Raw genomic sequence first — 25,214 nt, 5'->3', positions numbered from 1 at the left:
ACGTCACGCCGCGGCCGTCCCGTGCTCGACGCGGATCACGAACAACGCGTCGCCCGGGAACTCGGGCTGCTCGAGGCGGATACGCCCGGTGCCGTCCTCGCCAGCGACCGCGGTCCATTCCGCGGCGTCCTGCCGGCGCTCGTCGAGGTCGTAGACGGTGACCGACGCCACCGAAGCGGGATCGAGTCGACACGTCAGCGCGAACGCCGACGGCGCGTACACGGCGACGAGGTGCTCGTCCACCCGACCAGCCACGGCGCCCGAGGGTTCGGACTCGAGGAGCGCGCGGTCCTCGCGGAGTTCTGACAGCCCCTCGGCCTCGACGACCCGTCGGAGGAAGCCGACGTCGTCCGCTCCCGGGAAGCCGAGTGCGACGGCGGCGGGGAACGGGACGCCGTGGACCGCCTCGGCCGTGAACGTGCTCCCGCGACGATGCCATGACCACACCCCGTGCGCGCCGTAGCCGAGTCCGGCCGCAGCACCTGCCACGACGCCCGTCCAGCTCGCCTGCCGCACGTCCGCGCGCGAGTGCCTCGCGCGGCCGGCGAATCGACCGAGCCCTTCGTAACAGGGTTCCAGATCGATGATCGGCCGCGTGACCGCGAGGCCGTCCACGTATCGGGTGAGGGTCTGCGGCAGCGTGTCCCAGTCCTCGTTGTGCCCGGACTGCAGGCCGTGCAGGTCGAGCAGCGGACCGTTCGCGAGGTCTTCCGGCATGCGCGCGGTCGGGGTGCTGTGCCAAGTGACGAGCGCCTCCGGTGCCAGTCGGCGCACCTCGGACGCGGCGAGGCTGTAGCGGGCGATGGCCTCATCGGCATCGAGGTCGTCGTCGCCCGACACGATCCAGATCGGTTCGAACCGTGCGAACCGCTCGACCGAATCGCGCACGTGGTCGAGTGTCTGCTGTTCGTCGAGCACCAGCTGGGGCGTGAGGCCCGCTCCCCATGTCGCCGGGACGAAGTTGTTCCACAACAGGACCAGCATCGGCGTGAAGCCGTGCTCGACCGCCTGCTCGAGGAGCCGGACCGCGCGCGGCCAGTAGCCGGGATCGCCCGCGGACAGGTCCAGACGCCCGTCGACGACGGCGTAGGGCGAACGGCCACCCTCGGACCGGTCGTGCTCGATCGGCAACACGCTGATGAGCAGGGCGGTGAAGCCCTGCCGACGCCGCAGGACGAGGTAGTCGGACCACTCCTCGTCCGTCGGACCGCTGAACGCGGCCCAGACGGTGTCTGCGAGGAGGAACGACGGCAGGCCGTCGCGCAGCAGGGCGCGACGGGAGGGGGAGACGGACCAACGGGGCATGGGGTGCGCTTTCGGAGGGTGACGGGCAGGCGGAGGAGGACGGGGCGTGGGCGGTCAGGGGGCGATGAGCCCGCCGTCCGGGGCGCGCACACCGGCCGCCCAGGCGTCGTGGCCGGAGACGCCCGCGGGATACCTGGCGGCTTCGCGCTCGTCCAGGTCCACGCCCCAGCCAGGTGCGTCGCTCGGGGTGAGCCAGCCGTCGACGATGTCGAGCATGCCCGGGAACACCTCGTGACAGGCCTCGGAATACCGGTGGCCCTCCTGGACGCCGAAGGCGGGGCTCGAGACGTCGAGGGCTACTGCGGCCGCCACGGCGAACGGCGACGCATCACCGGGGGAGTGCCAGGCGGTCCGGATGCCCTCGACGTCCGCGAGCGTGGCCAGTCGCCGACCGGCGCTGAGGCCGCCGATGTCGGAGAGGTGACAGCGGATGAAGTCGACGGAGTGGGTGCGGACGAGGCGAGCCGCGTCGGTGAACGACGTCGCCAGCTCGCCGACCGCGAGGGGCACGGGCGATGCGGCGGCCACCTCGGGCAGTCGGTCCCAGTGCTCCGGCGCCAGGACGTCCTCCACGAAGAACGGGCGGTACGGTTCCAGCGCACGGGTGAGGGCGATCGCCTGGCGCGGCGTCAGCCGGGAGTGCACGTCGTGCAGGAGTTCGACCTCGTCGCCCAGGAGCTCCCGCATGCGCTGGAAGAGGCGCGGGGTCCGCCGGAGGTACTCCTCCACGCGCCACCCCTGCGGGTGCTTCGCCCAGGTGTAGGGGTCGGCGGCCGGCGGTGCTCCGTAGTGGCCGATCCCGGCCTGGCCCGTCTGCACCCGGATGTGCCGGAGGCCCTCGTCCCGCAGCTGTTCGGCGTGGGCCGCCGTGGCCTCGGGGTCGGCACCCTCAGCGTGCAGGTACACATCGGCCGCAGCCCGGACCCTGCCACCGAGGAGCTCGTACACGGGCGTCCCGGCCCGCTTGCCGGCGATGTCCCACAGGGCCATGTCGATCCCCGAGAGTGCGTTGTTGCCGACGGGCCCTTCGCGCCAGTACGCGGAGAAGCGGATCAACCGCCCGAGGTCCTCGATGTCTCCGGGGTACCGCCCGACGAGGAGCGGCCGGAGGTGGTCGAGGTAGGCGACGACGGCACGCCAACGCTGGGTGAAGGTCGCACAGCCGAGACCGTACAGCCCGTCGTCGCTCGTGAGCACCTTCACCACGACGAGCGGGATGCCCTCGGGAGCGGTGACCACCGCGCGGACGTCGGTGATGCGCACGTCGTCCCGCGGGATCCACGGCTGGGCGAAGGTGGTCGGGGCGGCATCGGTCATCGGAGGTTCCTCACCGGGGTCTCGGGGTCGGGCTGCGCGACGGCGGTCCCGTCGTGCAGGGATTCGGTCGGGTGGAAGCCGAGGGCCCGCTCCGCGGTCGTCGTGTCGATCAGGGCTGCGGTGTCGGACACCGGCCGGATGATCGGGACACCGGGCGTGTAGCGATCGGCCAGCAGAAGCGTCTCGCCGCCGAGCAGCGTGTCCGCGGCGCTCAGGCCGGCGACGAGCACGCCCTCGGTCGACACCTCGAGGCCGCGCAGCACCGCGCGGGTGGCGTCACCCATCGTGAGGTAGGCCCAGCCCTCGCGCGCCATGGCCGCGGGGTCGCGCGCGACCTCCTCGGCGACGTCGCGCAGGACGGACGGCCATTTCACGAGCGGGAAGCGCAGGGCGACCACGTCGATGCCGTGGCGGCGGTGGGCGTATGCGGCGGTCTGCTCGTCGACCGACTTGGAGAGCGAGTACGCGTCGGCGATGTCCGCGGGGGTGTGCTCGTCCAGCGGGAAGGACGGCGGCCACGTCCCGTGCGGGTTGTTGGGGTACCCGAGCGCGTTGATGCTGCTGGCGATGACCGCTCGCCGCACGCCGCGTCGACCGGCCTGGTCGAGCACGTTGAACGTGGAGTCGGTGTTCACCCGGAACACCTCGTACGGCGTCCCGAGCGAGGGGTGCGGGATGGCGGCGAAGTGGGCGACCGCGTCGACGCCGTCCAGTGCGGCGGCGACGTCGGCCACCGAGGTCGTGTCGCCGACGAACAGCCGGTCGGCGGGGTGTTCCGCGCCGAAGGCGAGCGACAGCGCGGAGACCTCGTAGCCTGCGCGGACCAGCGCGTGGCTGACGGCGCGGCCGATCTCGCCGTCGGCGCCGGTGACCAGGACGCGAGTCATCCCTTCACCCCGCCGGCCATGCTCGCACCGCGGAGGAACTGTCGCTGGAAGACCAGGAACAGCGCCACCGGGATGATGAGCGACAGGAACAGTGCCGCCATCTGGACGCTGAGTTCCGTCTGGGCCGCGAGTCGCGGCAGTGCCACCGACACCGGTTGGAGGTCGGGGTCCGGCAGCACGAGGAGCGGCCACAGGTAGTCCTTCCACGAGGCGACCACGGCGAGCAGTCCGACGACGCCCAGGATCGGACGGGACAGCGGCAGCACGATGCTCCACAGGATCCGCAGCGCGCCGGCTCCGTCGATCCGAGCCGCGTCGTAGAGGTCCGCGGGGATCGATTCGAGGAAGCGGGCGATGATCAGGACGTTGAACGCCGTGGCCGCAGCCGGCAGCCAGACCGCCCACGGCGTGTTCAGCAAGGAGATGCCGACGACCGGCAGCTCGCGGACCGTGAGGTACAGCGGAACGAGCGCGACGATGCCCGGGACGAACAGCGTGGCGAGGATGGCTGCCGAGAACAAGCGGCCCCATCGGGGCCGGAGTACCGTGATCACGAAGGCGGCGCTGGTGGAGACCACGAGGGTCGCGACGGTCGCTCCGAGGGCGAGCACCGCGGTGTTCCAGAGGTAGTGGCCGATCCGCCCGCGTTCCCAGGCGATGCCGATGTTCTCCCACTGCACGACGCCGCTGCTGAAGAACGCGAACGGCTCTCGGATGAGGTCCTGGGTCGGCGACACGGCGGCGAGCGCGAGCCACACGAGCGGGCCGAGTCCCGCGACGACGAGGCCGAGGAGGACGACGACCTGTCCCAGGAGCAGTGAGACGCGGACGACGGGTCGACGGCGGTCGGTGTCGGAGATGTTCGACCGTCCGACGGCGTCGCGCTCGGGTCGGTCGGCGCGCTTGGCGCTGCGGGCTAGTGCGGGCGCACTCATGAGGCACTCCAACGGCGGGTGAGACGGGCGTAGACGAGGGCGAAGACCGCGAGGACGGCTGCGAGCAGGACGCTCAGGGCGGTCGCTGCGCCGTAGTCCACGCGTACGAAGGCGTAGTCGTAGATGGTCATCAGCAGGGTCCTGGTGGCACCGAGTGGTCCGCCGCCGGTGAAGAGGAAGGGCTCGGTGAAGATCTGCATCGTGCCGATCACCTGGAGGAGCAGCATCGTGCCGATGATGCCGCGCATCTGCGGCAGGGCGACGTGCCAGACGCGACGCCAGATGCCCGCGCCGTCGAGTTCGGCCGCCTCGTACAGTTCGGCCGGGATGCTCGAGAGGGCGGCGATGTAGATGATGACGGCGGTCCCGGCGCCGGCCCAGGTGGTCTCCAGGACGATCGACGGCATCGCGAGGGTCGGTGCGGTGAGCCATGGTACCGGCCCGATGCCGACGACGCCGAGGACCGCGTTGAAGACGCCGTCCTCGCTCGGTTCGTAGAAGAACTTCCAGAGCAGGATGGCGACGACCGGCGGCACCATGACGGGGAGGTAGGCCAGGGCGCTGAAGTACCAACGGTGGCCGCGCAACTCGGAGATGAACACGGCCAGGGCCAGCGGGACCGGGAAGCCGAAGAGGATCGCGAGACCGGTGTAGAGGAGGGTGTTGAGGGTCGCCTGCGGCAGGTTCGGATCGCTCAGCACGTAGCTGAAGTTCTCCATCCCGACCCAGGTGGACGTCTGCCCGGGCGTGATGTTCTGGACGCTCATCACGAGCGAGGAGAGGATCGGACCCCACGAGAAGTACAGGTAGACGAGGATCGCCGGCAGCGCGATGCCGAGGGCGACGAGACCTGGACGGGCGCGTCGCCATCGTCGTGTCGCCGCGGGCGTGCGCGTGGCCGATGACGGACCCGGCTGCGGTCGCTTGATGGTCTGGAACATGGGGTCCTCCTGGGACCGGGGCGGGCGCGTGGCCCGCCCCGGAGGGTCGTCAGCGCGTCAGTCGGCCCTGGACGTCGGTGCTCGCCTGCGAGAGCAGGCTGTCGATGTCTGCGTTCCGGTCCGTCAGCACGGTCTGGATGACGGTGTCGAGCGCGCCGTAGACCTCTTGCGCGTTGTTGACGGGCTCGGCGACGACCGGGATCTCCGCCGAGGCGTCGAGGTAGGGCGTGAAGTTGGCCGACGGCACGTTGATGTAGTCGGCGATCCAGTCGAAGTAGGTGTCGTACGCGTCCTCGTTCACCACCGCGAGGCCGGGGAGGCCGGTGACGGACCCTGCCTCGTTCGAGGCTTTGGCGTCGGCGACGGCGGTGTCCTGGTCGAAGTAGCGCTGCAGATAGAGGAAGCTGATCCACTTCACCGCGGCGGTACGCTCGGCGTCGGTCGCGTTCGGGTTGACGATCTGGACACTGCCGCCGGAGAGGGTGCCGTTCGACCCGCCGTCCTGCGGCATCCCACCGATGCCGAAGTCCTCGGCCGGGAGCTTGAGGTTCTGCACGACGCCGTAGTAGCGGTCGCTGGCACCGATCATCATGCCGATCTTGCCCGCGGCGAAGTCCTGGCCCTGCGAGTCGGCGTCGTACAGGGTGTTCGCGGGCAGGGTGCCGTCCTCGAACTGCATGGTCTGCAGGAGGGCGAGCGCATCGGCCGAGGGCGTGTCGTCGAAGGTGGCCTTCGTGCCGTCCGCGTTCTCGACGGTCCCGCCGAAGGAGTAGGTCATCCCGGTGAACTGCCACCCGCCCGTGTTGGCGGTGGTGAGGACCGAGAAGCCGGCGGCGCCGGTCTTCGCGGTGATCTGCTGCGCGGCCGTGCGGACCTCGTCCCAGGTGGTCGGCGGTGCGTCGGGGTCGAGTCCGGCCGCGGTGAACAGGGCGCGGTTGTACACGAGGCCGAAGGAGTAGGCGTTCGTGGGGACGCCGTAGGCCTTGCCGTCGGCATCGGAGGCGAGTTTCAGGATCGCCGGGTTCAGCGAGTCGAGCAGGCCCTCGGACTTCAGGGTGTCGGTGAGGTCGGCAGCCTGGCCGCGCTTGATGAGCCCCTGGGGTTCGGTGAGGGGGACACTCAGGACGTCCGGGAGGCTGCCGCCGGCCGCGAGGGCCTGGAAGGTCGTCGGGTCGTAAGCGGTCTCGACCGCCTTCACGTCGATGTCGGGGTTGGCCTCCTCGAACGCCGAGACGCGTTCGTCGAAGTACTTGCGATCCTCGGGGCGGTCCGCCGACGGGCGGTCGCCGACCTCGATGGTGGTCTTGCCGTCGGCCGATTCCGACGATTGCGGCGAACAGCCCGCCGCTGCGACGGCGATGCCGCCGATCACCAGCACAGCCGCTGCTGCGCGGATGCGTCCAGTCATGTGAACTCCTTCGTTCGATGCTCGGGTGAGAGGAAAAGCGATTGCTCTACGGATGTCTAGCAGGTTCGGCGGTGGTTCGTCAAAGCGGACTTTCACGACGAGTGTGCTCAATAGCTGCTGCGAAGAGGTGCTTGACAGTGGGCCCGATGGTTCGGCAGGCTTCGTCAGGAAAACCGCTTTCCCCGTCGGACGGGGCACGCTCAACGAGGAGACAGTGATGACCGAACGAACACGACGCCCGTCGCACCCGCGGCGGCTCGCGGCAGCAACGCTGGGGGTCCTCCTCGCGGTCGGCGCCCTGGCGCAACCGACCGCGGCGGTGGCGCAGGAGACGACGATCCCCGTCGAGGATCTCGTGGGCTGGTCGGGTGTCGCGTTCGACGGGACGTCGGTCGCGCCGAGTGCTCCGCGCATCGCCGCCGACGGCCACACGGGTGCGGGCGCCGTCGAGGTCCTCCTGGACACCGGAGCGCGCACGGTGGACGGCTGGGAGATGGCCGTCCGGTCCCTGGACGACGCCCCGCTGGATTCGGTGTCGTTCTGGGTCCGCGCGGAGAACGTGACCACCGTCGGTGTCCAGCTCGTGGACGCGACCGGGCAGACGCACCAGAGCTTCCTCCCGGTCCCCGCGTCCGACGGGTGGCAGGAGCTCACCCTGCAATCGCCCGTGACCGACCCGAGTCACAGCGCCTGGGGCGGCGCTGGTGACGGGATCTGGCACGGCCCGGCGCGGCAGGTCGGCTTCGTCGTCAACGGGTGGGCTCGGGCGGACACAGCCCAGCCGTCCGCCCGCCTGCTCGTCGACGACCTCACCGTCCGGGCCGCGGACGCCCCCTCCGGGTTCGCCCTGACCCCGGGGACGCTCGGCAACCTGTTCACCGCGGGCGATCCGCTCGCCTTCCCCTACACGACCGGTGCCGACACGGTGCGCTGGACCGTCACGGACGGGGACGGACGCGTGGTCGACGAAGGCGAGGAGGACGCCGACGGTGCGCTGGACCTCACCGCACCCGGTCGCGGATGGTTCTCGCTGTCCGTCGAAGGCCTCGCCGCCGGCGAGTCGGTGGGTTCCGCCACCACGACGTTCGCGGTCCTCGCCGAGACCGACGTCGCCGCCACGGCGACCGGGCGGTACGGTGCAGCCACCCACTATGGCCAGGGCTGGGACCCGGCCTCGATGGGCGCCCTCGCGGTCGGCGGTGTCGCGCAGTTCCGCGACGAGGTGTACTGGAGCGAGGTCGAGACGACCCCAGGCGTCTACGACTGGTCGCGCCCGCGAGCCGAGTTCCTCGATGCTGCACGCGATTCCGGCGTCAAACCGCTCCTCCTCGCCGGCTACGGCAACCCGCTCTACGACGGTGGCAACGGACCGGTGAGTGACGAAGCCGTGTCCGCGTACGCCGCGTACGCGACGGCGATGGCCGACGAGTTCGGCGACATGTCGACGGGCCTCGAGATCTGGAACGAGTGGGACCTCGGGCTCGGTGGCAACACCAACGTCGCCCCGGAGCACTACGTCGACCTCCTCGCCGCGGCGTCCCCCGCCGTGAAGGCGGTCGCCCCCGAGCTGCCGGTCATCGGTCCCGCGGTCGCGAACCTCAACACCGACTGGCTCGAGCAGACGTTCCGTCTCGGAGCGCTGCAATACCTGGACGGCATCGTCCTGCACCCCTACAGCTACCCGGTCGGGGCCGAGGCGCTCGACGAGACCCTCAGCCGTGTCGACGCGCTGGTCCGGCAGTACAACGGCGGCGAGTCCATCCCCCTGTGGGTGACCGAGCTCGGCTGGCCGACCGGCACGAACGCCCGAGCCGTCTCCGAGTCGTCGCAGGCGGCCGACATCGCCAAGTCGGCGGTCATCACGGCTATGCACGACGTGCAGCGGACCTTCATCTACGACCTCGTCAACGACGGCGTGGACGCGCAGGAGACCGAGGAGAACTTCGGCCTGCTGCACCACCCGCAGGACCCGCTGGGCGCGTTCACCCCGAAGCCGGCGTTCGTCTCCTACTCCACGGCGGCCGGGCTGCTGCTGGACGCGACGGCCACGGGACGGGACACCTCCGTCGCCGATCTCTGGAACGTCTCCTTCGACACGCCCGACGGGCCACTGCATGCGCTCTGGTCGACCTCGGACCGGGCGGTCACCCTCGGGTTGCGCGGGGAGGTCGTGATCACGGACCTGTACGGCGCGTCGCGCACCGTCGCGGCCGGCGACGGCACGAGCATCCTGCTCGAACTCGGGGAGGGCCCGGTGTACGTCCAGGGCGAGGTGGCCGGTGTGACCGCTTCGGAGACCGCGCTGACGCTCGACCCCGCCTACCTGGGGCAGGCGGTCACCGCGAGGTGGACCATGGACAACCGGGCGGGTACCACCGACCGTACCGTCGTGCTCCGCTTCGACGACGGCCAGGAGGCGTCGCAGACGGTCGCCGCCGGGACCACCGGAAGCGTCGTCGTCGAGCTGCCACCGGCGAGCGCGCTCGGAGAGCTGCTCGTCGAGGCCACCCTCCTCGAGGACGACGTCGAGCTCGGGCGCCTCACAGCACGCACCACCGTCGGGGAACCCGTCACGCTCGTCGGCGATCAGGTCGCCCTGGCCGACGGCAGCGCACTCCGCCTGACCGTGGACAACGCCTCGGGCGAGCCGGTCACGATCGACCGACTGACCGTCGACCTCGGCGGTTCCACGCAGACGTTCCTCGACGGGGTGACGGTCGCGGCACACGAGTCGGCGACCGCCGATCTCCCGCTCGCCGGTCTCGCCGGTCGCACGGACTGGAGCGCCGTGGCGCTCGTGGGCGGGCGCGAACTGACGGCGTCGGGTGTCGTCGTGCCCCTCGACCTCGGAACCGCGGTCGACGCCGCGCATCGGACGATCGAGGTGGACGGCGTGCTCGACGACCTCGACGACCTCACGCCGATCGTCCCGGCGGCCACCGGACGTGCCGCTGACGACCAGTCCGCGCGGGCCTGGTACACCTGGGACGAGGACGACCTCTTCCTGTCGGTCGAGGTGACCGACGACGTCCACGACCAGCCGGCGGCCGGCGCGAACATCTGGCAGGGCGACTCGGTGCAGTTCACCGTCGCAGCGGGTGCCCCGGGATCGGCCACCGGATGGCATGAACTCGGGATGGCGCTGACCCCGGCCGGGCCCCAGCTGTACCGGTGGCTCGCGGTGGGCGAGGGTCCCGGGACGGTCGCGGGAGCGCGGGTCGCCGTCGAACGGGACGACGCCGCCGCGACGACCGTGTACGAGGTGGCGGTGCCCTGGGTGCGGCTCACCGGTGTCCGTCCGGACGCGGCACTGCTGAGCAGTGCCTTCATCGTGAACGAGGCCGACGGAGAGGGGCGCGACGGGTACCTCGCTTGGGGCGGTGGTATCGCGGCCGAGAAGGACTCCGCGCAGTTCCTGCCCGTGCGGCTCCTGCCGGCGGCCGGTACCGGTGGTGGCACGGATCCGGGCACCGAGCCCGGGACGGGCACGGGTACCGGCACCTCGGGTGGCTTGGACGGAGGAGCCGCGTCGACGGCCCAGTCCGGGACGCGCGGTCTCGCCGGCACCGGAGTCGACGGCACGGCGACGCTCGCGATGCTCGGACTCGGGGCGCTCGCCGCCGGGGCGCTCGTCGTCGCGCGTGGCCGACGCGCGAGCGGTCACCGACCGTGACCGACGGCATGCCTCGCCGTCCCGTCGTCACCGGCCTGCGGGTCGGCCGACGGCGGGACGTCGCCGTCGCCGCGGTCCCCGATCCGCCTCTCTCGTGGACGGTGGAGGCCGAGCCCGGTTGGGCCGGCGCCCGCGCCGTCGTACGCCTCGACGGTGTCGAGGAGCGCGAGCTCGACCCCCACGGGGTGGTCGAGCCCTGGCCGTTCGCACCGCTGGCGCCCGGTTCGGAGCATCGGCTCGAGGTCCGTGTCGACGGCGTCGACGGCACCGCGTCGGAGTGGAGTCCGCCGCTCCGCTTCGTCACCCGTTTCCTCGACGCGCCCTGGTCCGAGCCGTTCCTCGCCCACCCCGCCCCGACGCGGGAGGCCGAGCCGTTCGTCCTGCGGCGGGTCGTGACCGTCCCCGCCGACCTCGTGTCGGCGACGCTGTGGAGCACCTCGCACGGCGTCCACCAGGTCTCCATCAACGGCGTCGACGTCGACGACCATGTCCTCAAGCCCGGTTGGACGAGCTACCGGGATCGGCTCACGGTCACCGGAACCGAGGTCGGCGCGCTGCTCACCCCGGGGGCGGAGGACGTCGTGACCGTCCGGGTAGCCGGCGGCTGGTTCACCGAGCGCTACGGCTTCGGCGAGACCGCTCGCCGACACTACGGGGAGCAGCCGACGGTCTCCCTCCGACTCGAGCTGCGATGCGCGGACGGCCGGATGGTCCGGGTGGGAGGTGACGGCGCGTGGCTCGTCGACCCTGCGCCCGCCCTCGTCGAGAGCGGCCTCTACGCCGGGGAGACCTGGGACCTCAGTCGGGAGGTCGACGGTCGGGGTGACGGGTCCGAGCCGTGGCTCGCCGCGGCGGTGCACCCGTTCCCCGCCGACGTCCAGGTGCAGGCCGCCGACGTCGAGCCGGTGCGCGTCGTCGACGACCGAACTCCCGTGGCCGTGTGGCCGAACCCCGACGGCACGGGGACGATCATCGACTTCGGTCAGAACCTGGTCGGTCGGCTCCGGCTCCGCCTGGACGCGCCGGCGGGGACCGAGGTGATCCTCCGGCACGCCGAACTGCTCCAGGACGGTGAGCTGTACACCCGATCGTTGCGTGCCGCGTCGGCGACCGACCGGTTCGTCGCCGACGGCCGGGGCCCGCGCTGGGTCGAGCCGGAGTTCACCTTCCACGGCTTCCGCTATGCGGAGGTGCGTGGCGTGTCGGCTTCGGTCGGAGCCGACGACGTCCGCGCCGTCGTCCTCCAGTCCGCGCTGCGCCGCACCGGTTGGTTCTCGTCCTCCGACCCGATGCTCGACCGCCTCCACGAGAACGTCGTGTGGAGCGTCCGCGGCAACACGCTCGCGATCCCGACCGATTGCCCGCAGCGGGACGAACGGCTCGGCTGGACGGGCGACGCGCAGGTCTTCTCGGCAGCCGCGGCGTCGCTGTTCGACGTCGACGCCTGCTTCGCGTCCTGGCTCGACGATCTCGCCCTGGAACAGCGTGCGGCCGGCGGGGTCGTCCCGACCGTCGTGCCGAACCCGCTCGGCTCGTTCAGCGAGGTCGCCGCAGCGGGCTGGGGTGACGCGGTGACCATGGTGCCGGACGTGCTCCGCGACCGGTACGGCGATCTGGCGATGGAGCGCCGCCACGCCGCATCCATGCTCGCCTGGGTCGAGGCGTGCGCCGAGCGCGCCGACCCCTCCGGGCTGTGGGAACGGGGCTTCCAGTACGGCGACTGGCTGGACCCGACGGTGAGCCGACCGGACAAGGCGCGTACCGATCCCGGCCTCGTCGCCACCGCGTTCCACGTCCATTCCGCGTGCCTCGCGGGAGCCGCGCTCGAGGCGGCCGGGGACCACCGTGGCGCGGAACGGGCGCGGGCACTCGCCGAGCAAGCGAGCCGGGCCTTCCGCGACGCCTATCTCACCCCCGCCGGCCGGCTGATGTCCGACACCCCGACCGCCTACGCCCTCGTCCTGGCGTTCGACCTGGCCCCGGTAGGGCACCGGACCGTCCTCGCCGAACGACTCGCCGCCCTGCTCCGTGCCGGCGGCCACCACCTCGCCACCGGGTTCCTCGGGACGCCGTTCGTGCTCGACGCGCTCCTCGACCATGGCCAGGAACGGGCCGCCGAGCGCCTGCTGTTCCAGACCGCCTGCCCGTCGTGGCTGTATCCGGTGACCCAGGGCGCGACGACGGTGTGGGAACGGCCCGACGCCATCCGGCCGGACGGTTCGGTGCATCCCTCCGGGATGGTGTCCCTCAACCACTGCGCGTTCGGTGCCGTGGCCGACGTGCTGCACCGCCGCATCGGGGGCCTCGCGCCCGCCGCGCCCGGGTACCGGCGGATCCTCGTGCGACCGTGGTTCCCGGAAGCCCTCCGGCACGCGTCCGTCGTGCACGAGACCCCGTTCGGTCGCGCAGAGGTCGCCTGGGAACGTGTGCCGGACGGCGTGACGGTGTGCGCGACGATCCCGACCGGGAGCAGCGCCGAGGTGCGCCTACCCGACCGGCCCGTGTTCGACATCGGCTCGGGGACGCATCGATGGACCGTCCTCCTCCCGCCCGCCGAACGGCCCGTCGCCCTGGGGGTCGACGACGACCTGGCGCGACTCATCGACCACCGTGGCGTGGGCGCGCTCGTCTCGGCGGTCCTGCGGGAGGCCGAACCGGCGCTCGCCGAGGAGTTCGACGCCTACATCCGCTGGGTGCCGGGACGGACGCTGCGTGCCGAGCTCGCGGCGGTCGCGGCGCCCCCGGAGGTGGTCGCGCGCATCGACGAGGGACTCTCCTCCCTCGCCGTGCCCCCGCGCTGAGTCCCCGTGCCTTCGGCCAGCGCGGTGCGCTGGCGTGGGCGTGGGCGCGGGTCGTACGCGTGAGCGCGGGTCTCCGGAGGGGCGCGCTCGCGCGTGTGGGGCGCGGTGGCGCCGGTTGGGGTGTGCTCGCGTCAGCGCGGCGCGCTGACGTGAAGGCGAGTGTGTGGGCGTCAGCGCACCGCGCTGGCGTCAGGGGGAGAGGGGGTCAGCGGCGGCTTCGGAATCGTCGGGCGACGAACCACCAGACGAGCATCGACAGGACACCTGCGCCGAGCGCAGCGAGGAGGAGCCCACCGAACGGATCGTCGGCGGGGATGCCGTTCAGCATCCGGACGCCCACCACCAGGGCGGCGATCATGGCGGACGGGGCCAGCCAGCGCACCGCGTCACGCGCCGTGCCAGGCGTGCCCTCGATGCCTCGACTGCGGCGTCGCACCGCGCCGGCCACGCCCAGCACGGCACCGAGGACTGCGAGCACCGACAGGGTGATCGCCACGAGCCCCGGCCACTGCACCGCCAGCCGAGCGGTCATCGGTGCTCCAGCATCGACGCCCGCAACCGTCCCGGCCGGGAGGTCGAGGACGACACCGAGGTCGTCACTCCGGACGTCGAGCGGCCATCGACCGTCGCTGTCAGGCTCGAGCTCGACGGTCGCCGTCGCCCGACCGGTGTCATCCGGGTCAGCCGACGGCAGCCACCTCCCGGCATCCGCGGGGGTCCACCCGGCGTCGACGGCGTCGTCGAGGAGCTCGCGGTCGGCGCTGAAGGACAGTCGGAACGGGCCTTGCTGCACGTCCTCGTCCCAGGCGACGCCGCTCGTCCAGCCGTCGAGGAGCGCGACCCAGTTGACCCGGTCGACGTCCAGGCCGTCGACGGTCGCGGCGACGGCCGGCCTCGTGGACGTCGTCTCGATCACGACGTCGTGCAGACCGGTGCGCACGTCCTCGAAGGTCGTCCGGAGCAGCAGCCGCCCGTCCTCGAGTTCCGTCGTGAACGGCGCGTCCTCGCCGTCGATCGTCACGCCGTCGACCGTGAGGCCCAGGTCCTGACCGTCGACGACCGCGGGCCACTCGCGCACCACCTGACCGGGCACCGCACCCTCGTCGGAGAAGTCCACGCCGAGGCGTTCGGTGACGCGCAGTCGCGCACCGTCGCCGTCGGTCCTCGTGAGCTCCGCGTCGAGGTCGGCCGTCGCGATCGTCGTGAGGGTCGATCCGGGGATGTCGCCCGTGTAGGAACGGGGTGTCTCGGGCTCCAGTGACGGCGCCGGGAGGACGCTCACCGCGACGATCGCGCCGACGACGAGGAGCACGGCGAGCACCCGGACGGCGATGCGCGGACCGGACAGGAAGCCCGCTGTCGACCCATCGGCGCGCGAGGCGCGATCGGCCGCGGCCGCCGGCATCGTGACCTCCGGCGCGATCAGGGCCGCCACCCGCCGGCCGGTCGCCCGGGGCGGGGCGCCGAGCACGGCGTAGGGCAGGAGACGGTCGCGCAGGCTGGCGCGATCGAGCAGCTGCGTCCGCTCGGCGAACACCCGAATGCCGAGCAGGTGCTGCTTGAGGAGAGCACCCTTGCGGGTCAGCGGCCGGGCGGTCAGGGCGATCGCGAGCACGATGACGGCGAAGACGGTCGAGAGGACGACGAAGGCGAGCGGCCACCACACCACTGCGAGCACGGCCTGGTGGGAGAGCTGCCGGACGATGCCCCACTGGAGGATGGTCAGCGCGATCGGTGCGGCGATGAACCAGTCGCGGACGAAGCCCGTCGGCACGCGACGTAGGCCGTCGCGCACCTGCCCGGCGCGTTCCGGCCCGGTCAGGTACCGACGCAGGGCCCGGGGTCGGTCGCCCAGACGGCCGGCCCGCTTGGCGGCGCCCGCCGCCGCGACGAGACGCGCCTGTCGCTTCGCCTGCTGCTTCGTGCCGCTGATCGCGGCGTCCTTGAGGCGTTCGGCGAGCTCCATCGTCGCGGGTGACCGGAGGAGATGCGCCGCGGTGCGGGGCGAGACGCCGTCCGGCGGTTCCGACTGCGCGAGGTACCACGGACGTCCGCGGGCATCACCCCACGCGACCGCACGGGCCGCGAACGACAGCAGAAGCGTCGCCGCGAGGACGAGCATCGGCAGGACGGGCCCGAAGGTCTGGACCCAGAAGATCCAGGACTGCGGTGGCATCGTGATCGAGCCCGCCTCGAACGGCATGGTGAAGCGCGCCTGCGCATGCGGCGGGGCCGCGTCGTCGCTCGTGAAGGCGTAGGCCACCTCGCCGGGTGGGGCGTCCGGCTCCGGGGTCAACCACTGCCCGGCGCCCACGAGGGTCCACGCGAGCGAGCCTCGGGGCTGCCGGACGAGACGGTCGTCGAGGTCCTGCGGGATGGTCACCCGGACGTCGAGCTTCGCCACGGCCTGCTGCAGATCGGGGCCGAACACGTCCCACCGGAGCAGGTCGACTGGCTGCCCGGTGGCGGGGTCCGGAGCGACGTAGGCGAGATCGGAGAGCTGGTACCGGATGACGAGTTCGTGGTCGCCCGTGAGCTGCTCGCCGGGGTCGACGACGAGGCGGAGGAAGACCGCGGCGCGTTCCCTGCGAACGTCCTGCTCCACGCCGTCCAGCGTCACCGAGATCATGGACGGGTCGAGGGCGTGCCCTTGGTACTCGGTGGCGAGCACCCGCTCGATGGTGCGGTCGTCGAGGTCCGTCGGGAAGAACGCATCGATGCGCTCCTCGACCTCCGTGACGAGCCGGCCGTCGTCGTCCATCGTGACGCGGTAGTCGGCGTCGAAGGAGCGGGCTATCCAGGTGTCGGTGACGTCGGACGCCTCGTCGGTGAGGTCGTCGAGGGTGAGGGGAGGGTTGATGACCGGGCCGACCAGGAGGATGAGCCCGCCGATGGCGACGAGGCCCCAGAACTGCCACAGCACCCTGCGGAGGCGGGAGCCGCCACGTGACTGCAACCACCGCTCGACGCGCAGCAGCCAGGCGGACAGGACGGTCCACAACGGCGTGTGCCGTGGTGCGGGGTCCGGGATGCGGAGGTCGGGTTCGTCGAGGGCCGACTCGCTCACGCTGTCAGATCCCCGCACCCGTCGAGTGTACGGGGCGGGGCCGCCTGGCCGCCCGCTCGTCAGTCACCCTGGCGCAGGGCGTGCTGGGCCTCCTGCATCGCCTCGTCGAAGTCGACTTCGGGGTCGCGGAGGATCCGGGCGGTCGCGCGAGCGTGTGCACGGGCCTCCCGGCCGAATGCCTCGGACACGGCCGTGTGTTCGACGGGTTCGAGCGAGGGCTCACCGATCGTGGTGAACGCACGCGTGAGGCTGAGCTGCACCTCGCGGTCGCCGCGGCCGAACTGCCTCGTCAGCAGCTCGGCGAGCGCCGACGCCTCCCGCTCCGGGACGACCCCTGCGGCGGTGCGCCACGCGGCTCGGGCGACCTGATCCTCCTCGTCCTCGAGCAGCGCCAGGGTGATGGCCGACCAGGTGCGTGGGTCTCCGGTCTTGGAGAGGGTGTGCAGCGCCTGGCTGCGTGCCTGTGGGAAGACCGACCCGAGTTCCTCCATCAGGCGAGGGACGGTCACCTCGGGGTCGTGTCGCACGAGCGCCCAGGTGAGCATGTCGCGCACGAAGAAGTCGGGCTCGACGGCGCAGCGGTCGACGAGCACCTCGATGTAGGCGGTCCTCGGGGTGGTGCCCGCGGCGAGTGCGGCCTGCAGTCGGTCCGAGGGGACGGGCGCACGAAGGGCGATCGCCAGACCGTTCGCTGCAGCGGCGTCGTACTCCTGGCTCATCGAGCGACCTCCCAGAGCTGTGTCGGTTCGATTCCAGCCTAGGTGAGCCGGGGCGGACGAGATCCCCGAAACGGTCGATCAGCGGGTGAGCGCCGGACCGTGCCCCGGGGCGATCGTGCCCTGCAGGACGAGTGACGCGGCACCGATGGCGGCCGCGTCGCGCGGGTTGGCGGAGAGCTCCACCACGATCGGGTGTGCCCGGCGGGCGAAGAACCGTTCCTCGAGGCGTTCCCTGATGGCGCGGGCGTAGAGCGAACCGGCGACCGCCATGCCGGGGCCGGCGAGGACGAGTCGGTCGAGGTCGAGCAGATTCGCGAGCGTCACCGTGGCTGCGGCGACCCGGTCGGCCGAGAACCGGATGAGGTCGAGCGCCACCTCGTGACCGCTGACGGCCGCCCGGGCGAGCTGGTCGAAGTCACGGCTGAGGGTCTCCGGGGCGAAGCCGAGCCCCAGGCCGTCGAGACGGTCCCGCACCGCTTCGGCGGCGGCCATCACGGCCGCCGGTGCCGCATAGCGTTCCAGACAACCGCGGTTGCCGCAGTGGCAGGGGACACCGTCGACCTCGATGCTGATGTGACCGAGTTCGCCCGCGTTCGAACTCGAACCGCGGTAGAGCGCACCGCCCAGCACCATACCGGCGCCGATGCCGGTGCCCATGTAGACGCAGGCGAACGACTCCGTCCGCGAGACCTGGCGGCTCCAGAACTCGCCGACGGCCGCGGCGGCGGCGTCGTTGTCGACGACCACCGGCACGTCGAGGCTCTCCTGCAACGCCTGCTGCAGGGGGAAGTCGTCCCAGCGGACGAGCGTCGGTGGCCCGAGCAGCACCCCGCCGAGCTGGGCGATCGGCCCGGGCGCGACGACCGCGACCCCGGCTATCGACGGCGCCGCGAGCCCCACCCCGGCGACGAAGTCGCGGTAGAGCGTCACGAGGCGATCGGTCACCTGCTCCGGCGTGGCCGATCCCGCGCCGTCGACGAGCTGCCGGCCGACCACGCCACCACGGACGTCGGTGGCGACGAGCGTGATCGACTCGAACCCGAGCTGCACGCCGATCCCGTACTTCGCACTCGCGTTGATCTCGAGGAGGGTCCGCGGTTTCCCGCCTCGGGGTGCTGCGCGGCCGGTCTCGCGGACGAGCCCGTCCTCGATGAGTCGACGCACGATGTTGGAGATCGACGGTTGGGTCAGGCCGGTCGCCTCGGTGAGCTCCGTGCGGCTGATCGTGCCGGCCGAGCGGATGAGGTCGACGATGAGTGCCTGGCTACCGGGGCCCGACTGCACGGACTCGCGTCTGGCCATCTGTCCCTCCCGGCGATCGTCGAGCGCGTAATGTGAGGGCCACACGACCACTCCTCACGAAAGGCCGCGTCCCGATGGGTCTCGACGCCGAACAGACTATCGCGCAGCCCCGGCCGATCGGCCTCACGCTGTTCCGTGCCTCGGAGATCTACGGGGCTGAGCCGTTCTACCACGAGCTCATCGCGGGCATCGATCGCGTGGTCCGCCCGCACGGCCTGTCGGTGCTGCTGCGCGTCCTGCCGACGCGCGAGGAGGAGCTGCTGCAGCTCGGACGCTGGCAGCGGGACGGCACGGTGAGCGCCGTGATCCTCGTGGACCTCATCGACGACGACGAGCGGGTCGCCTTCGTCGAGCGCTCGGGCATCCCCGCGATCGTGATCGGCGCACCGACGACGGCGCAGGGGCTGCCGGCCGTCTGGACCAACGACGCGGTCACGATGCACGAGGCCGTCGACCACCTCGTCTCCCTCGGGCACCGGCGGCTCGCGCACGTCACGGGTCCGCGCGAACTCACCCACACGCTCTCGCGCATGGAGGCGTTCACCCTCGCCTCCGACCTGCCCGAGGTGGACACCGTCTCGATCGGCGGCGACTACTCCCGGGCGTCCGGCGTCCAGGCCATGCAGGCGCTGCTCGCACGGGACCCGCGACCGACGGCGGTCGTCTTCGACAGCGACGTCATGGCGCTCGGCGGCTTGCAGGCCGTACAGGAGGCCGGATTGCGCGTCCCCGACGACCTGTCGATCGTCGCGTGGGACGACTCGTCGCAGTGCCAGCTGTCCGACCCGCCGATGTCGGCGCTCAGTCACGACGTCCAGCGCATCGGTGAGATGGCCGGCGAGGAGCTGCTGGAGCTGCTCGCCGGTCGTGTGGGCACCACTCGCGAGGCCCCGCATGCCGTGGTCATCGAGCGCTCCACCTCGGGGATCGCCCCGGCCGTCTGAGTCGCGCCGAGCGGCCGGGGGACCTGGCTTCCTGTGACCGAGTTGTTATATAAATTAATAATGTTTAGTCTTGACGGACGCGAGACGGCAGACGATGCTGGACAGCGAGCGAGGAGGCGACCCGGCCCTTCGCCCCCACGAACGAAGGAGTTCCCATGTCCCGGAGACCGATCATCGGCCTCGCCGCGACGGCTGCCGCCGCGGCACTCGTCCTCAGCGGCTGCTCCGGCGGTGCCGCCAACGATCACGGCAAGCCGAACGGTGAGATCACCGTCCTCACCAACCGCACCGACCTCGTCGACACCACCTTCAAGGACTACGCGAAGGAGTTCGAGAAGCAGTACCCCGGCACCACGGTCAAGTTCGAAGCCCTGACCGACTACGAGGGCGACGCCAAGATCCGCCTCAACTCGAAGGACTACGGCGACGTGCTCCTCATCCCGTCCTCGAACGTCACGAAGGACCAGTACGCCAACTTCTTCGAGCCGCTCGGCAACACCGAGGAGCAGTCCAAGACCTACCGCTTCGCGAACGAGGCCTCCTTCGACGGGACGGCCTACGGCGTCTCGACCTTCGGGTCCGCCATGGGCTACGTCTTCAACCGCGACGTCTGGACGAAGGCCGGCATCACCGAGCCCCCGGCAACCGAGGAGGAGTACCTGGCCGCGCTCGAGAAGATCAAGGCCACCGGTTCGATCCCGTACTACACGAACTACAAGGACGGCTGGCCGCTCGCGACGCTCGAGGGCAACCTCGGAGCGGTGCAGGGCCCGAAGGTCCGCACCGAGATGATCGCGACCGACAGCCCGTGGACCGAGGGCAACGACCAGTACAACATCGACGGCCTCCTCTTCGACACCGTCGCCGCCGGTCTGAGCGAACCCGACCCCACCACCACGAACTGGGAGGAGTCGAAGAACCTCCTCGCCTCCGGTGAGATCAGCTCGATGGTCCTCGGCTCGTGGGCCGTCTCGCAGATGCAGGACGCCGCAGAGAAGGCCGGCGAGTCCCGCGACGTCATCGGCTTCTGGCCGATGCCGTGGAAGACCGACGAGGGCTTCACCTCCGTCACCGCCTCCGACAAGTTCCTGGCGGTCAGCAAGTACTCGAAGAACAAGGCGACCGCGAAGGCGTGGATCGACTGGTTCACGAACGAGTCCGGCTTCGCCGCCAGCCAGGGTGCGATCAGCCCGGTCATCAGCGACCCGGCACCCGACTCGCTGTCCGACTTCGCCGACCTCGGCGTCACCTACCTGGAGCTTGCTCCCGACCCGGTCGGCAAGGAGGCCGTGATCAACGACATCGCGAACGCCGCCGAGATCGACCTCTTCGGCAACACCTACCGCCAGAAGCTCATCGACATCGCCCGCGGCGCCGCCGACGGCGACAAGGAGAGCGCCTTCGCCGACCTGAACGAGCGCTGGGCGGCAGCCCGCGCCGACGTCGCCGAGTAGCACCCGACCGGCGCCCGGGCCCACGAACCCCCTCAGCGGACCTCCGGTCCGGCGGGCCCGGGCGCCATCCATCCACTCCAGCGAATCGAAGGCAACGAACATGGTCACAGTCCAGGGAGCGTCACCCGCCACCCGAGCGGTGGTGACGAACCATCCACGCCGCGCGCGCACACTGCGGCCGGGCAGACCGCCGAAGGCCACCGGCTCGCGCGTCACCCCTTGGCTCTTCCTGGTGGTGCCGCTCGCCTTCCTGATCGTGCTCACCTACGTGCCGGTCGCGAACATGTTCTGGTACAGCCTCACCTCGTGGGACGGCCTGGAGCCCGAGCAGGAGTTCGTCGGCATCGACAACTTCGTGCAGATCTTCACGAAGCCGGAGATCTTCCAGGTCTTCTTCGTCAGCCTGTACTACCTCGTCGGTGCCGTCGCCCAGCTCGTCCTGGCCCTCTACCTGGCCACGCTGCTGAGCTTCCGCACCCGCTTCAAGAACCTCTTCAAGGGCGTCATCTTCTTCCCGTACCTCATCAACGGGGTCGCGATCGGTCTGGTCTTCCTCTACTTCCTCCGACCCGGCGGTACCCTCGACGCCTTGCTCGCGGCGGTCGGCGTGCAGGACACCCCGCAATGGTTGGGCGACCCGTCCTTCGTGAACGCGTCCCTCGCGGCGACCTCGGTCTGGCGGTACATGGGCCTCAACTTCGTGCTCTTCCTCGGCGCCATCCAGTCGGTGCCGTCGGAGCAGTACGAGGCCGCCGACCTCGACGGTGCCAACTCGTGGCACAAGTTCCGCTTCATCATCCTGCCGAGCATCCGGCGCATCCTCGGCCTGTCGTTCATCCTGGCGATCGCCGGGGCCCTGTCCGCCTTCGAGATGCCGTACATCATGACCGGCGGTGCCAACGGCTCCGAGACCTTCGTGATCCAGACCGTGAACACGGCCTTCAAGTTCTCCAAGGTGGGACTGGCGTCGGCCATGGCCGTCGTGCTGCTGCTGATCGTCCTCATCATCACCTTCGTCCAACGCCGGGTGTTCCCCGACGAGAAGGGAGGCGAGTCGTGACCGCCACCACCGACCGACCGGTCTCCGCGTCCGCTCCCGAACCCCGTACCCCGCTGCGGCGGACGAGGCGCGGGCCGAAGCGTCCACAGGGCGCCGGCGCCCTCACCGCGACGACGATCAAGTACGCCTCGCTCATCATCGCGAGCCTCTTCGCCGTCGTCCCCCTCGCCACGATCTTCATGCTCGCGTTCAAGACCGACCGCGAGCAGCGGACGACCGGCCCGCTCACCCCGCCGTCGAACTGGTTCAACTTCGACAACTTCGTCGTCGCGTTCGATCAGGGCGGCATGGTCACGGGCTTCCTCAACACCGCGATCATCCTGCTCGTCTCCGTCGCCGGGACGATCCTGATCGGCACCATGTCGGCGTACGCGCTCGACCGGTTCCGGTTCCGCGGCCGGAAGCTCGTCATGGGGCTGTTCCTGCTCGCGACGCTCGTCCCGTCGGTGACCACGCAGGTGGCCACGTTCCAGGTCGTTTCGGCGCTCGAACTGTTCAACACCCGCGGCGCCGCGATCCTGCTGTTCATGGGGACCGACATCGTCGCGATCTACATCTTCCTGCAGTTCATGCAGTCGATCCCGGTGTCCCTCGACGAGGCCGCGATGCTCGACGGTGCGAACCGCTTCACGATCTACTGGCGCATCATCCTCCCGCTGCTGAAACCCGCCGTCGCGACGGTCGTGATCATCAAGGGCATCGCCATCTACAACGAGTTCTACATCCCCTTCCTGTACATGCCGTCGCAGGACCTGGGGGTGATCTCCACCTCGCTGTTCCGGTTTATGGGACCGTTCGGCGCCCAGTGGCAGATCATCGCGGCCGGGACGATCCTCGTGATCATCCCGACGCTCGTCGCCTTCCTCTTCCTGCAGCGATACATCTACAACGGCCTGACCTCTGGAGCAACCAAGTGAGCATCATCGACACCGCCACCGTCCGTCCCCTGACCACCCGTCTCCTGCACGAGGGGTGGAGTCTGCGTGCGGTCGGCGGTGCGGTCCCCGAGGCCTTCGTCGGGACGAGCGTCCCCGCGACGGTGCCCGGCCTCGTGCACACGGACCTCCTGGACGCAGGGCTCATCCCCGACCCCTTCCTCGACCGCAACGAGCACCTCGTGACGTGGATCGGATCGACGGACTGGGAGTACCGCACCACCTTCGCCTGGGAGCCGGACGGCCACGAGCGGCACGACCTCGTGTTCGAGGGACTCGACACCGTCGCCACGGTCACGGTGAACGGCTCGGTCGTCGCGACCACGCGGAACCAGCACCGCACCTACCGCATCGACGTCGGCGCCGTCCTCCGCGAGGGCGAGAACGACCTCGTCGTGCACTTCGCGTCGCCCGTCGCAGCCGCCGACGTCGCGAGCCTCGAGATCGGCTACCGCCCGCACACCTACTCCCACCCGTTCAACGCCATCCGCAAAGCCGCCTGCAACTTCGGCTGGGACTGGGGGCTCGACGCCGCGTCCTCCGGCCTCTGGAAGCCCGTGAGTCTGCAGTCCTGGTCGACGGCCCGGCTCGCCTCGGTGCGTCCGGTCGTGACCGTCGACGGCGGCGAGGGCCGGGTGGCCGTGCACGTCGACGTGGAACGCGCCGGCGACGGTGATGTCGCCCTGGCGCTCTCGGCCACGGTCGCCGGCGTGGACGCCGAGGTCGTGCTCCCGGCCGGTGCCGGTTCCGCCGTCGTCGAGCTCACTGTCCCTGACGCCGAGCTGTGGTGGCCACGCGGCTACGGCGAGCAGCCGCTGTACGACGTCGACGTCGCGCTCGGGCAGGACGAGGCACGCCTCGGCGAGTGGTCGAAGCGGATCGGCTTCCGGACCGTCGCCGTCGAACTCGAACCCGACGCCGAGGGCACCTCGTTCCGCTTCGTCGTGAACGGTGAGGCCGTGTGGGTGCGCGGCGCCAACTGGATCCCCGACGACGCCTTCGTGACCCGCGTCGACCGCGCCCGGCTCGCGCGCCGGATGGACCAGGCCGAGTTCGCGAACCTCAACCTGCTCCGCATCTGGGGTGGCGGCTACTACGAGTCCGACGACTTCTACGAACTCTGCGACGAGCGCGGGATCATGGTGTGGCAGGACTTCCTCTTCGCCTGCGCGGCCTACGCCGAGGAGGAACCGCTGTGGAGTGAGGTCGAGGCGGAGGCGCGCGACAACATCACGCGCATCATGCCGCACGCGAGCCTTGTGCTCTGGAACGGCAACAACGAGAACATCTGGGGCTTCGAGGAGTGGGGCTGGGAGAAGCGCGTCCAGGGCCGCACCTGGGGCATGGGCTACTACCTCGACCTGCTGCCGCGGCTCGTCGCCGAGCTCGACCCGGCCGGCAACTACACCGCGGGCAGCCCTTGGTCGGGAACGCCGGACATCCCGGCCAACGACCCGGACCACGGATCCGTGCACCTGTGGGAGCTGTGGAACCGCGTCGACTACCCCGCCTACCGCGACGTCTCGCCGCGCTTCGTGGCCGAGTTCGGTTGGCAGGGGCCGGCGACGTGGTCGACGATCGGGCGGGCCATCTCGGACTCGCCGCTCACGCCGGAGTCGCCCGGCATGATCCACCACCAGAAGGCGATCGACGGCAACGACAAGCTGACCGACGGACTCGTCGCCCACCTGCCGCTCCCGGACGACACCGAGGACTGGCACTGGGCGATGTCGCTCAACCAGGCGAACGCGGTGACCGTGGCGATCGAGCACTTCCGGTCCTGGAGCCCGCGCTGCATGGGATCGATCGTCTGGCAGTTGAACGACTGCTGGCCCGTGACCTCCTGGGCCGCCGTCGACGGCGACGAGCGCGCCAAGCCACTGCTCTATGCGCTCAAGCACGTCTACGCCGATCGCCTCGTGACCGTCCAACCGCGTGGCGAAGGCCTCGTGGTCGCCGTCCTCAACGACGGACCGGACGCCTGGGCGGACGAGCTCGTCATCCGACGCCTCCGGTTCGACGGGACGGAACTGGCTTCCGTGCGTGTCCCGGTCGACCTGGACCGACGCTCCTCGACGCTCGTCGAGATCCCCGAAGCGGTCGCGGTCGCGGGATCGACGACCGACGAGGTGCTCGTCGCCACCCTCGGTGCCGAACGCGGCTTCTGGTTCTTCGCCGAGGCTCGCGTGTCTGCGCTCCCCGCTCCACGCCTCAGCATCGAGATCGCTCGCGAGGAGGGCGGGTACGCCGTGACCGTCGCGGCGGAGTCCTTCCTGCGCGACCTCACCCTGCTCGTGGACAAGGTCGACCCGGCCGCCGTCGTCGACGACCAACTTGTGACGCTCCTGCCGGGTGAGCGCGTGACGTTCCGCGTGCGGACCGAAGCCGAACTCGGCGAGGACGAGCTCCGGTCGACCCGGGTCGTGCGCACGGCGAACCAGCTGGTCGAGGACTGGGCGCGGTGAC

General features: G+C 70.9%; 16 protein-coding genes. 7 read left to right on the top strand and 9 right to left on the bottom strand.

Annotated features, from left to right (window positions below):
• Nucleotides 1-3: 3 nt before the first annotated feature.
• Genes RWN05_RS00890 through RWN05_RS00865 form a run of 6 tightly spaced genes read right to left on the bottom strand, consistent with a single transcriptional unit; the run spans nt 4 to nt 6,793 of the window.
• Nucleotides 4-1,305: a DUF4038 domain-containing protein gene (locus RWN05_RS00890; protein WP_314137902.1), complete on the bottom strand. Its 1,302-nt coding sequence runs from the start codon at nt 1,303-1,305 to the stop codon at nt 4-6.
• 54 nt (nt 1,306-1,359) lie between these two features.
• Nucleotides 1,360-2,622: an enolase C-terminal domain-like protein gene (locus RWN05_RS00885; protein WP_079000927.1), complete on the bottom strand. Its 1,263-nt coding sequence runs from the start codon at nt 2,620-2,622 to the stop codon at nt 1,360-1,362.
• On the bottom strand, nt 2,619-3,509 hold the full coding sequence (locus RWN05_RS00880; RefSeq protein ID WP_314137900.1) for an NAD(P)-dependent oxidoreductase: 891 nt from the start codon (nt 3,507-3,509) through the stop codon (nt 2,619-2,621). Before RWN05_RS00880 ends, RWN05_RS00885 begins: the two co-directional genes overlap by 4 nt.
• A complete protein-coding gene (locus RWN05_RS00875) occupies nt 3,506-4,444 on the bottom strand; it encodes a carbohydrate ABC transporter permease (RefSeq protein ID WP_064295933.1) in 939 nt (312 codons plus the stop codon). Before RWN05_RS00875 ends, RWN05_RS00880 begins: the two co-directional genes overlap by 4 nt.
• Nucleotides 4,441-5,385 carry a sugar ABC transporter permease gene (locus RWN05_RS00870; protein WP_314137898.1) on the bottom strand — a complete coding sequence of 315 codons (945 nt, stop codon included), beginning with the start codon at nt 5,383-5,385 and terminating at the stop codon, nt 4,441-4,443. The genes RWN05_RS00875 and RWN05_RS00870 overlap by 4 nt, the downstream gene beginning before the upstream one ends.
• Before the next feature lie 49 nt (nt 5,386-5,434).
• Nucleotides 5,435-6,793, bottom strand: a complete 1,359-nt coding sequence (locus tag RWN05_RS00865; RefSeq protein ID WP_079000932.1) for an extracellular solute-binding protein — start codon at nt 6,791-6,793, stop codon at nt 5,435-5,437.
• 217 nt (nt 6,794-7,010) lie between these two features.
• On the opposite strand from RWN05_RS00865, the gene RWN05_RS00860 reads away from it, so the two are divergent.
• On the top strand, nt 7,011-10,466 hold the full coding sequence (locus RWN05_RS00860) for a sugar-binding protein (RefSeq protein ID WP_314137896.1): 3,456 nt from the start codon (nt 7,011-7,013) through the stop codon (nt 10,464-10,466).
• 8 nt (nt 10,467-10,474) lie between these two features.
• Nucleotides 10,475-13,267 carry a family 78 glycoside hydrolase catalytic domain gene (locus RWN05_RS00855; protein WP_314137894.1) on the top strand — a complete coding sequence of 931 codons (2,793 nt, stop codon included), beginning with the start codon at nt 10,475-10,477 and terminating at the stop codon, nt 13,265-13,267.
• A 205-nt stretch (nt 13,268-13,472) separates the two neighbouring features.
• Here RWN05_RS00855 and RWN05_RS00850 read toward each other — a convergent pair whose 3' ends face one another.
• From RWN05_RS00850 to RWN05_RS00840, 3 genes are all read right to left on the bottom strand, one after another.
• Nucleotides 13,473-16,352, bottom strand: a complete 2,880-nt coding sequence (locus RWN05_RS00850) for a hypothetical protein (protein ID WP_314137891.1) — start codon at nt 16,350-16,352, stop codon at nt 13,473-13,475.
• 41 nt (nt 16,353-16,393) lie between these two features.
• On the bottom strand, nt 16,394-17,053 hold the full coding sequence (locus RWN05_RS00845; protein ID WP_314137890.1) for a HEAT repeat domain-containing protein: 660 nt from the start codon (nt 17,051-17,053) through the stop codon (nt 16,394-16,396).
• Between the two features lie 78 nt (nt 17,054-17,131).
• On the bottom strand, nt 17,132-18,355 hold the full coding sequence (locus RWN05_RS00840) for an ROK family transcriptional regulator (RefSeq protein WP_314137889.1): 1,224 nt from the start codon (nt 18,353-18,355) through the stop codon (nt 17,132-17,134).
• Nucleotides 18,356-18,429: 74 nt separating this feature from the next.
• On the opposite strand from RWN05_RS00840, the gene RWN05_RS00835 reads away from it, so the two are divergent.
• The 5 genes from RWN05_RS00835 to RWN05_RS00815 all read left to right on the top strand — a co-directional run bounded on the left by RWN05_RS00835 (nt 18,430) and on the right by RWN05_RS00815 (nt 25,213).
• Complete coding sequence (locus RWN05_RS00835) at nt 18,430-19,299, top strand: substrate-binding domain-containing protein (protein WP_314137888.1); 870 nt, start codon at nt 18,430-18,432, stop codon at nt 19,297-19,299.
• A gap of 155 nt (nt 19,300-19,454) precedes the next feature.
• Nucleotides 19,455-20,753 carry an ABC transporter substrate-binding protein gene (locus RWN05_RS00830; protein ID WP_314137887.1) on the top strand — a complete coding sequence of 433 codons (1,299 nt, stop codon included), beginning with the start codon at nt 19,455-19,457 and terminating at the stop codon, nt 20,751-20,753.
• 100 nt (nt 20,754-20,853) lie between these two features.
• Nucleotides 20,854-21,813 carry a carbohydrate ABC transporter permease gene (locus RWN05_RS00825; protein ID WP_064295957.1) on the top strand — a complete coding sequence of 320 codons (960 nt, stop codon included), beginning with the start codon at nt 20,854-20,856 and terminating at the stop codon, nt 21,811-21,813.
• On the top strand, nt 21,810-22,730 hold the full coding sequence (locus RWN05_RS00820) for a carbohydrate ABC transporter permease (protein ID WP_064295958.1): 921 nt from the start codon (nt 21,810-21,812) through the stop codon (nt 22,728-22,730). Before RWN05_RS00825 ends, RWN05_RS00820 begins: the two co-directional genes overlap by 4 nt.
• Nucleotides 22,727-25,213 (top strand): glycosyl hydrolase 2 galactose-binding domain-containing protein, encoded by a 2,487-nt coding sequence (locus RWN05_RS00815; RefSeq protein ID WP_314137885.1) that lies wholly within the window; start codon nt 22,727-22,729, stop codon nt 25,211-25,213. Before RWN05_RS00820 ends, RWN05_RS00815 begins: the two co-directional genes overlap by 4 nt.
• The last annotated feature ends 1 nt before the right edge of the window (nt 25,214 follow it).

This window comes from uncultured Plantibacter sp. (genome assembly GCF_963518075.1).
Lineage (GTDB): Bacteria > Actinomycetota > Actinomycetes > Actinomycetales > Microbacteriaceae > Plantibacter > Plantibacter flavus_A.
Note: the sequence above shows the minus strand (reverse complement) of the source record. Positions and strands in the feature narration are given on the sequence as shown.

What these genes read in the sequence shown, in the direction of transcription:
- RWN05_RS00825 (WP_064295957.1), top strand. Translation starts at nt 20,854, where the DNA reads ATGGTCACAGTCCAGGGAGCGTCACCCGCCACCCGAGCGGTGGTGACG.
- RWN05_RS00860 (WP_314137896.1), top strand. Translation starts at nt 7,011, where the DNA reads ATGACCGAACGAACACGACGCCCGTCGCACCCGCGGCGGCTCGCGGCA.
- RWN05_RS00855 (WP_314137894.1), top strand. Translation starts at nt 10,475, where the DNA reads ATGCCTCGCCGTCCCGTCGTCACCGGCCTGCGGGTCGGCCGACGGCGG.
- RWN05_RS00870 (WP_314137898.1), bottom strand. Translation starts at nt 5,385, where the DNA reads ATGTTCCAGACCATCAAGCGACCGCAGCCGGGTCCGTCATCGGCCACG.
- RWN05_RS00865 (WP_079000932.1), bottom strand. Translation starts at nt 6,793, where the DNA reads ATGACTGGACGCATCCGCGCAGCAGCGGCTGTGCTGGTGATCGGCGGC.
- RWN05_RS00875 (WP_064295933.1), bottom strand. Translation starts at nt 4,444, where the DNA reads ATGAGTGCGCCCGCACTAGCCCGCAGCGCCAAGCGCGCCGACCGACCC.
- RWN05_RS00830 (WP_314137887.1), top strand. Translation starts at nt 19,455, where the DNA reads ATGTCCCGGAGACCGATCATCGGCCTCGCCGCGACGGCTGCCGCCGCG.
- RWN05_RS00885 (WP_079000927.1), bottom strand. Translation starts at nt 2,622, where the DNA reads ATGACCGATGCCGCCCCGACCACCTTCGCCCAGCCGTGGATCCCGCGG.
- RWN05_RS00845 (WP_314137890.1), bottom strand. Translation starts at nt 17,053, where the DNA reads ATGAGCCAGGAGTACGACGCCGCTGCAGCGAACGGTCTGGCGATCGCC.
- RWN05_RS00840 (WP_314137889.1), bottom strand. Translation starts at nt 18,355, where the DNA reads ATGGCCAGACGCGAGTCCGTGCAGTCGGGCCCCGGTAGCCAGGCACTC.
- RWN05_RS00880 (WP_314137900.1), bottom strand. Translation starts at nt 3,509, where the DNA reads ATGACTCGCGTCCTGGTCACCGGCGCCGACGGCGAGATCGGCCGCGCC.
- RWN05_RS00890 (WP_314137902.1), bottom strand. Translation starts at nt 1,305, where the DNA reads ATGCCCCGTTGGTCCGTCTCCCCCTCCCGTCGCGCCCTGCTGCGCGAC.
- RWN05_RS00835 (WP_314137888.1), top strand. Translation starts at nt 18,430, where the DNA reads ATGGGTCTCGACGCCGAACAGACTATCGCGCAGCCCCGGCCGATCGGC.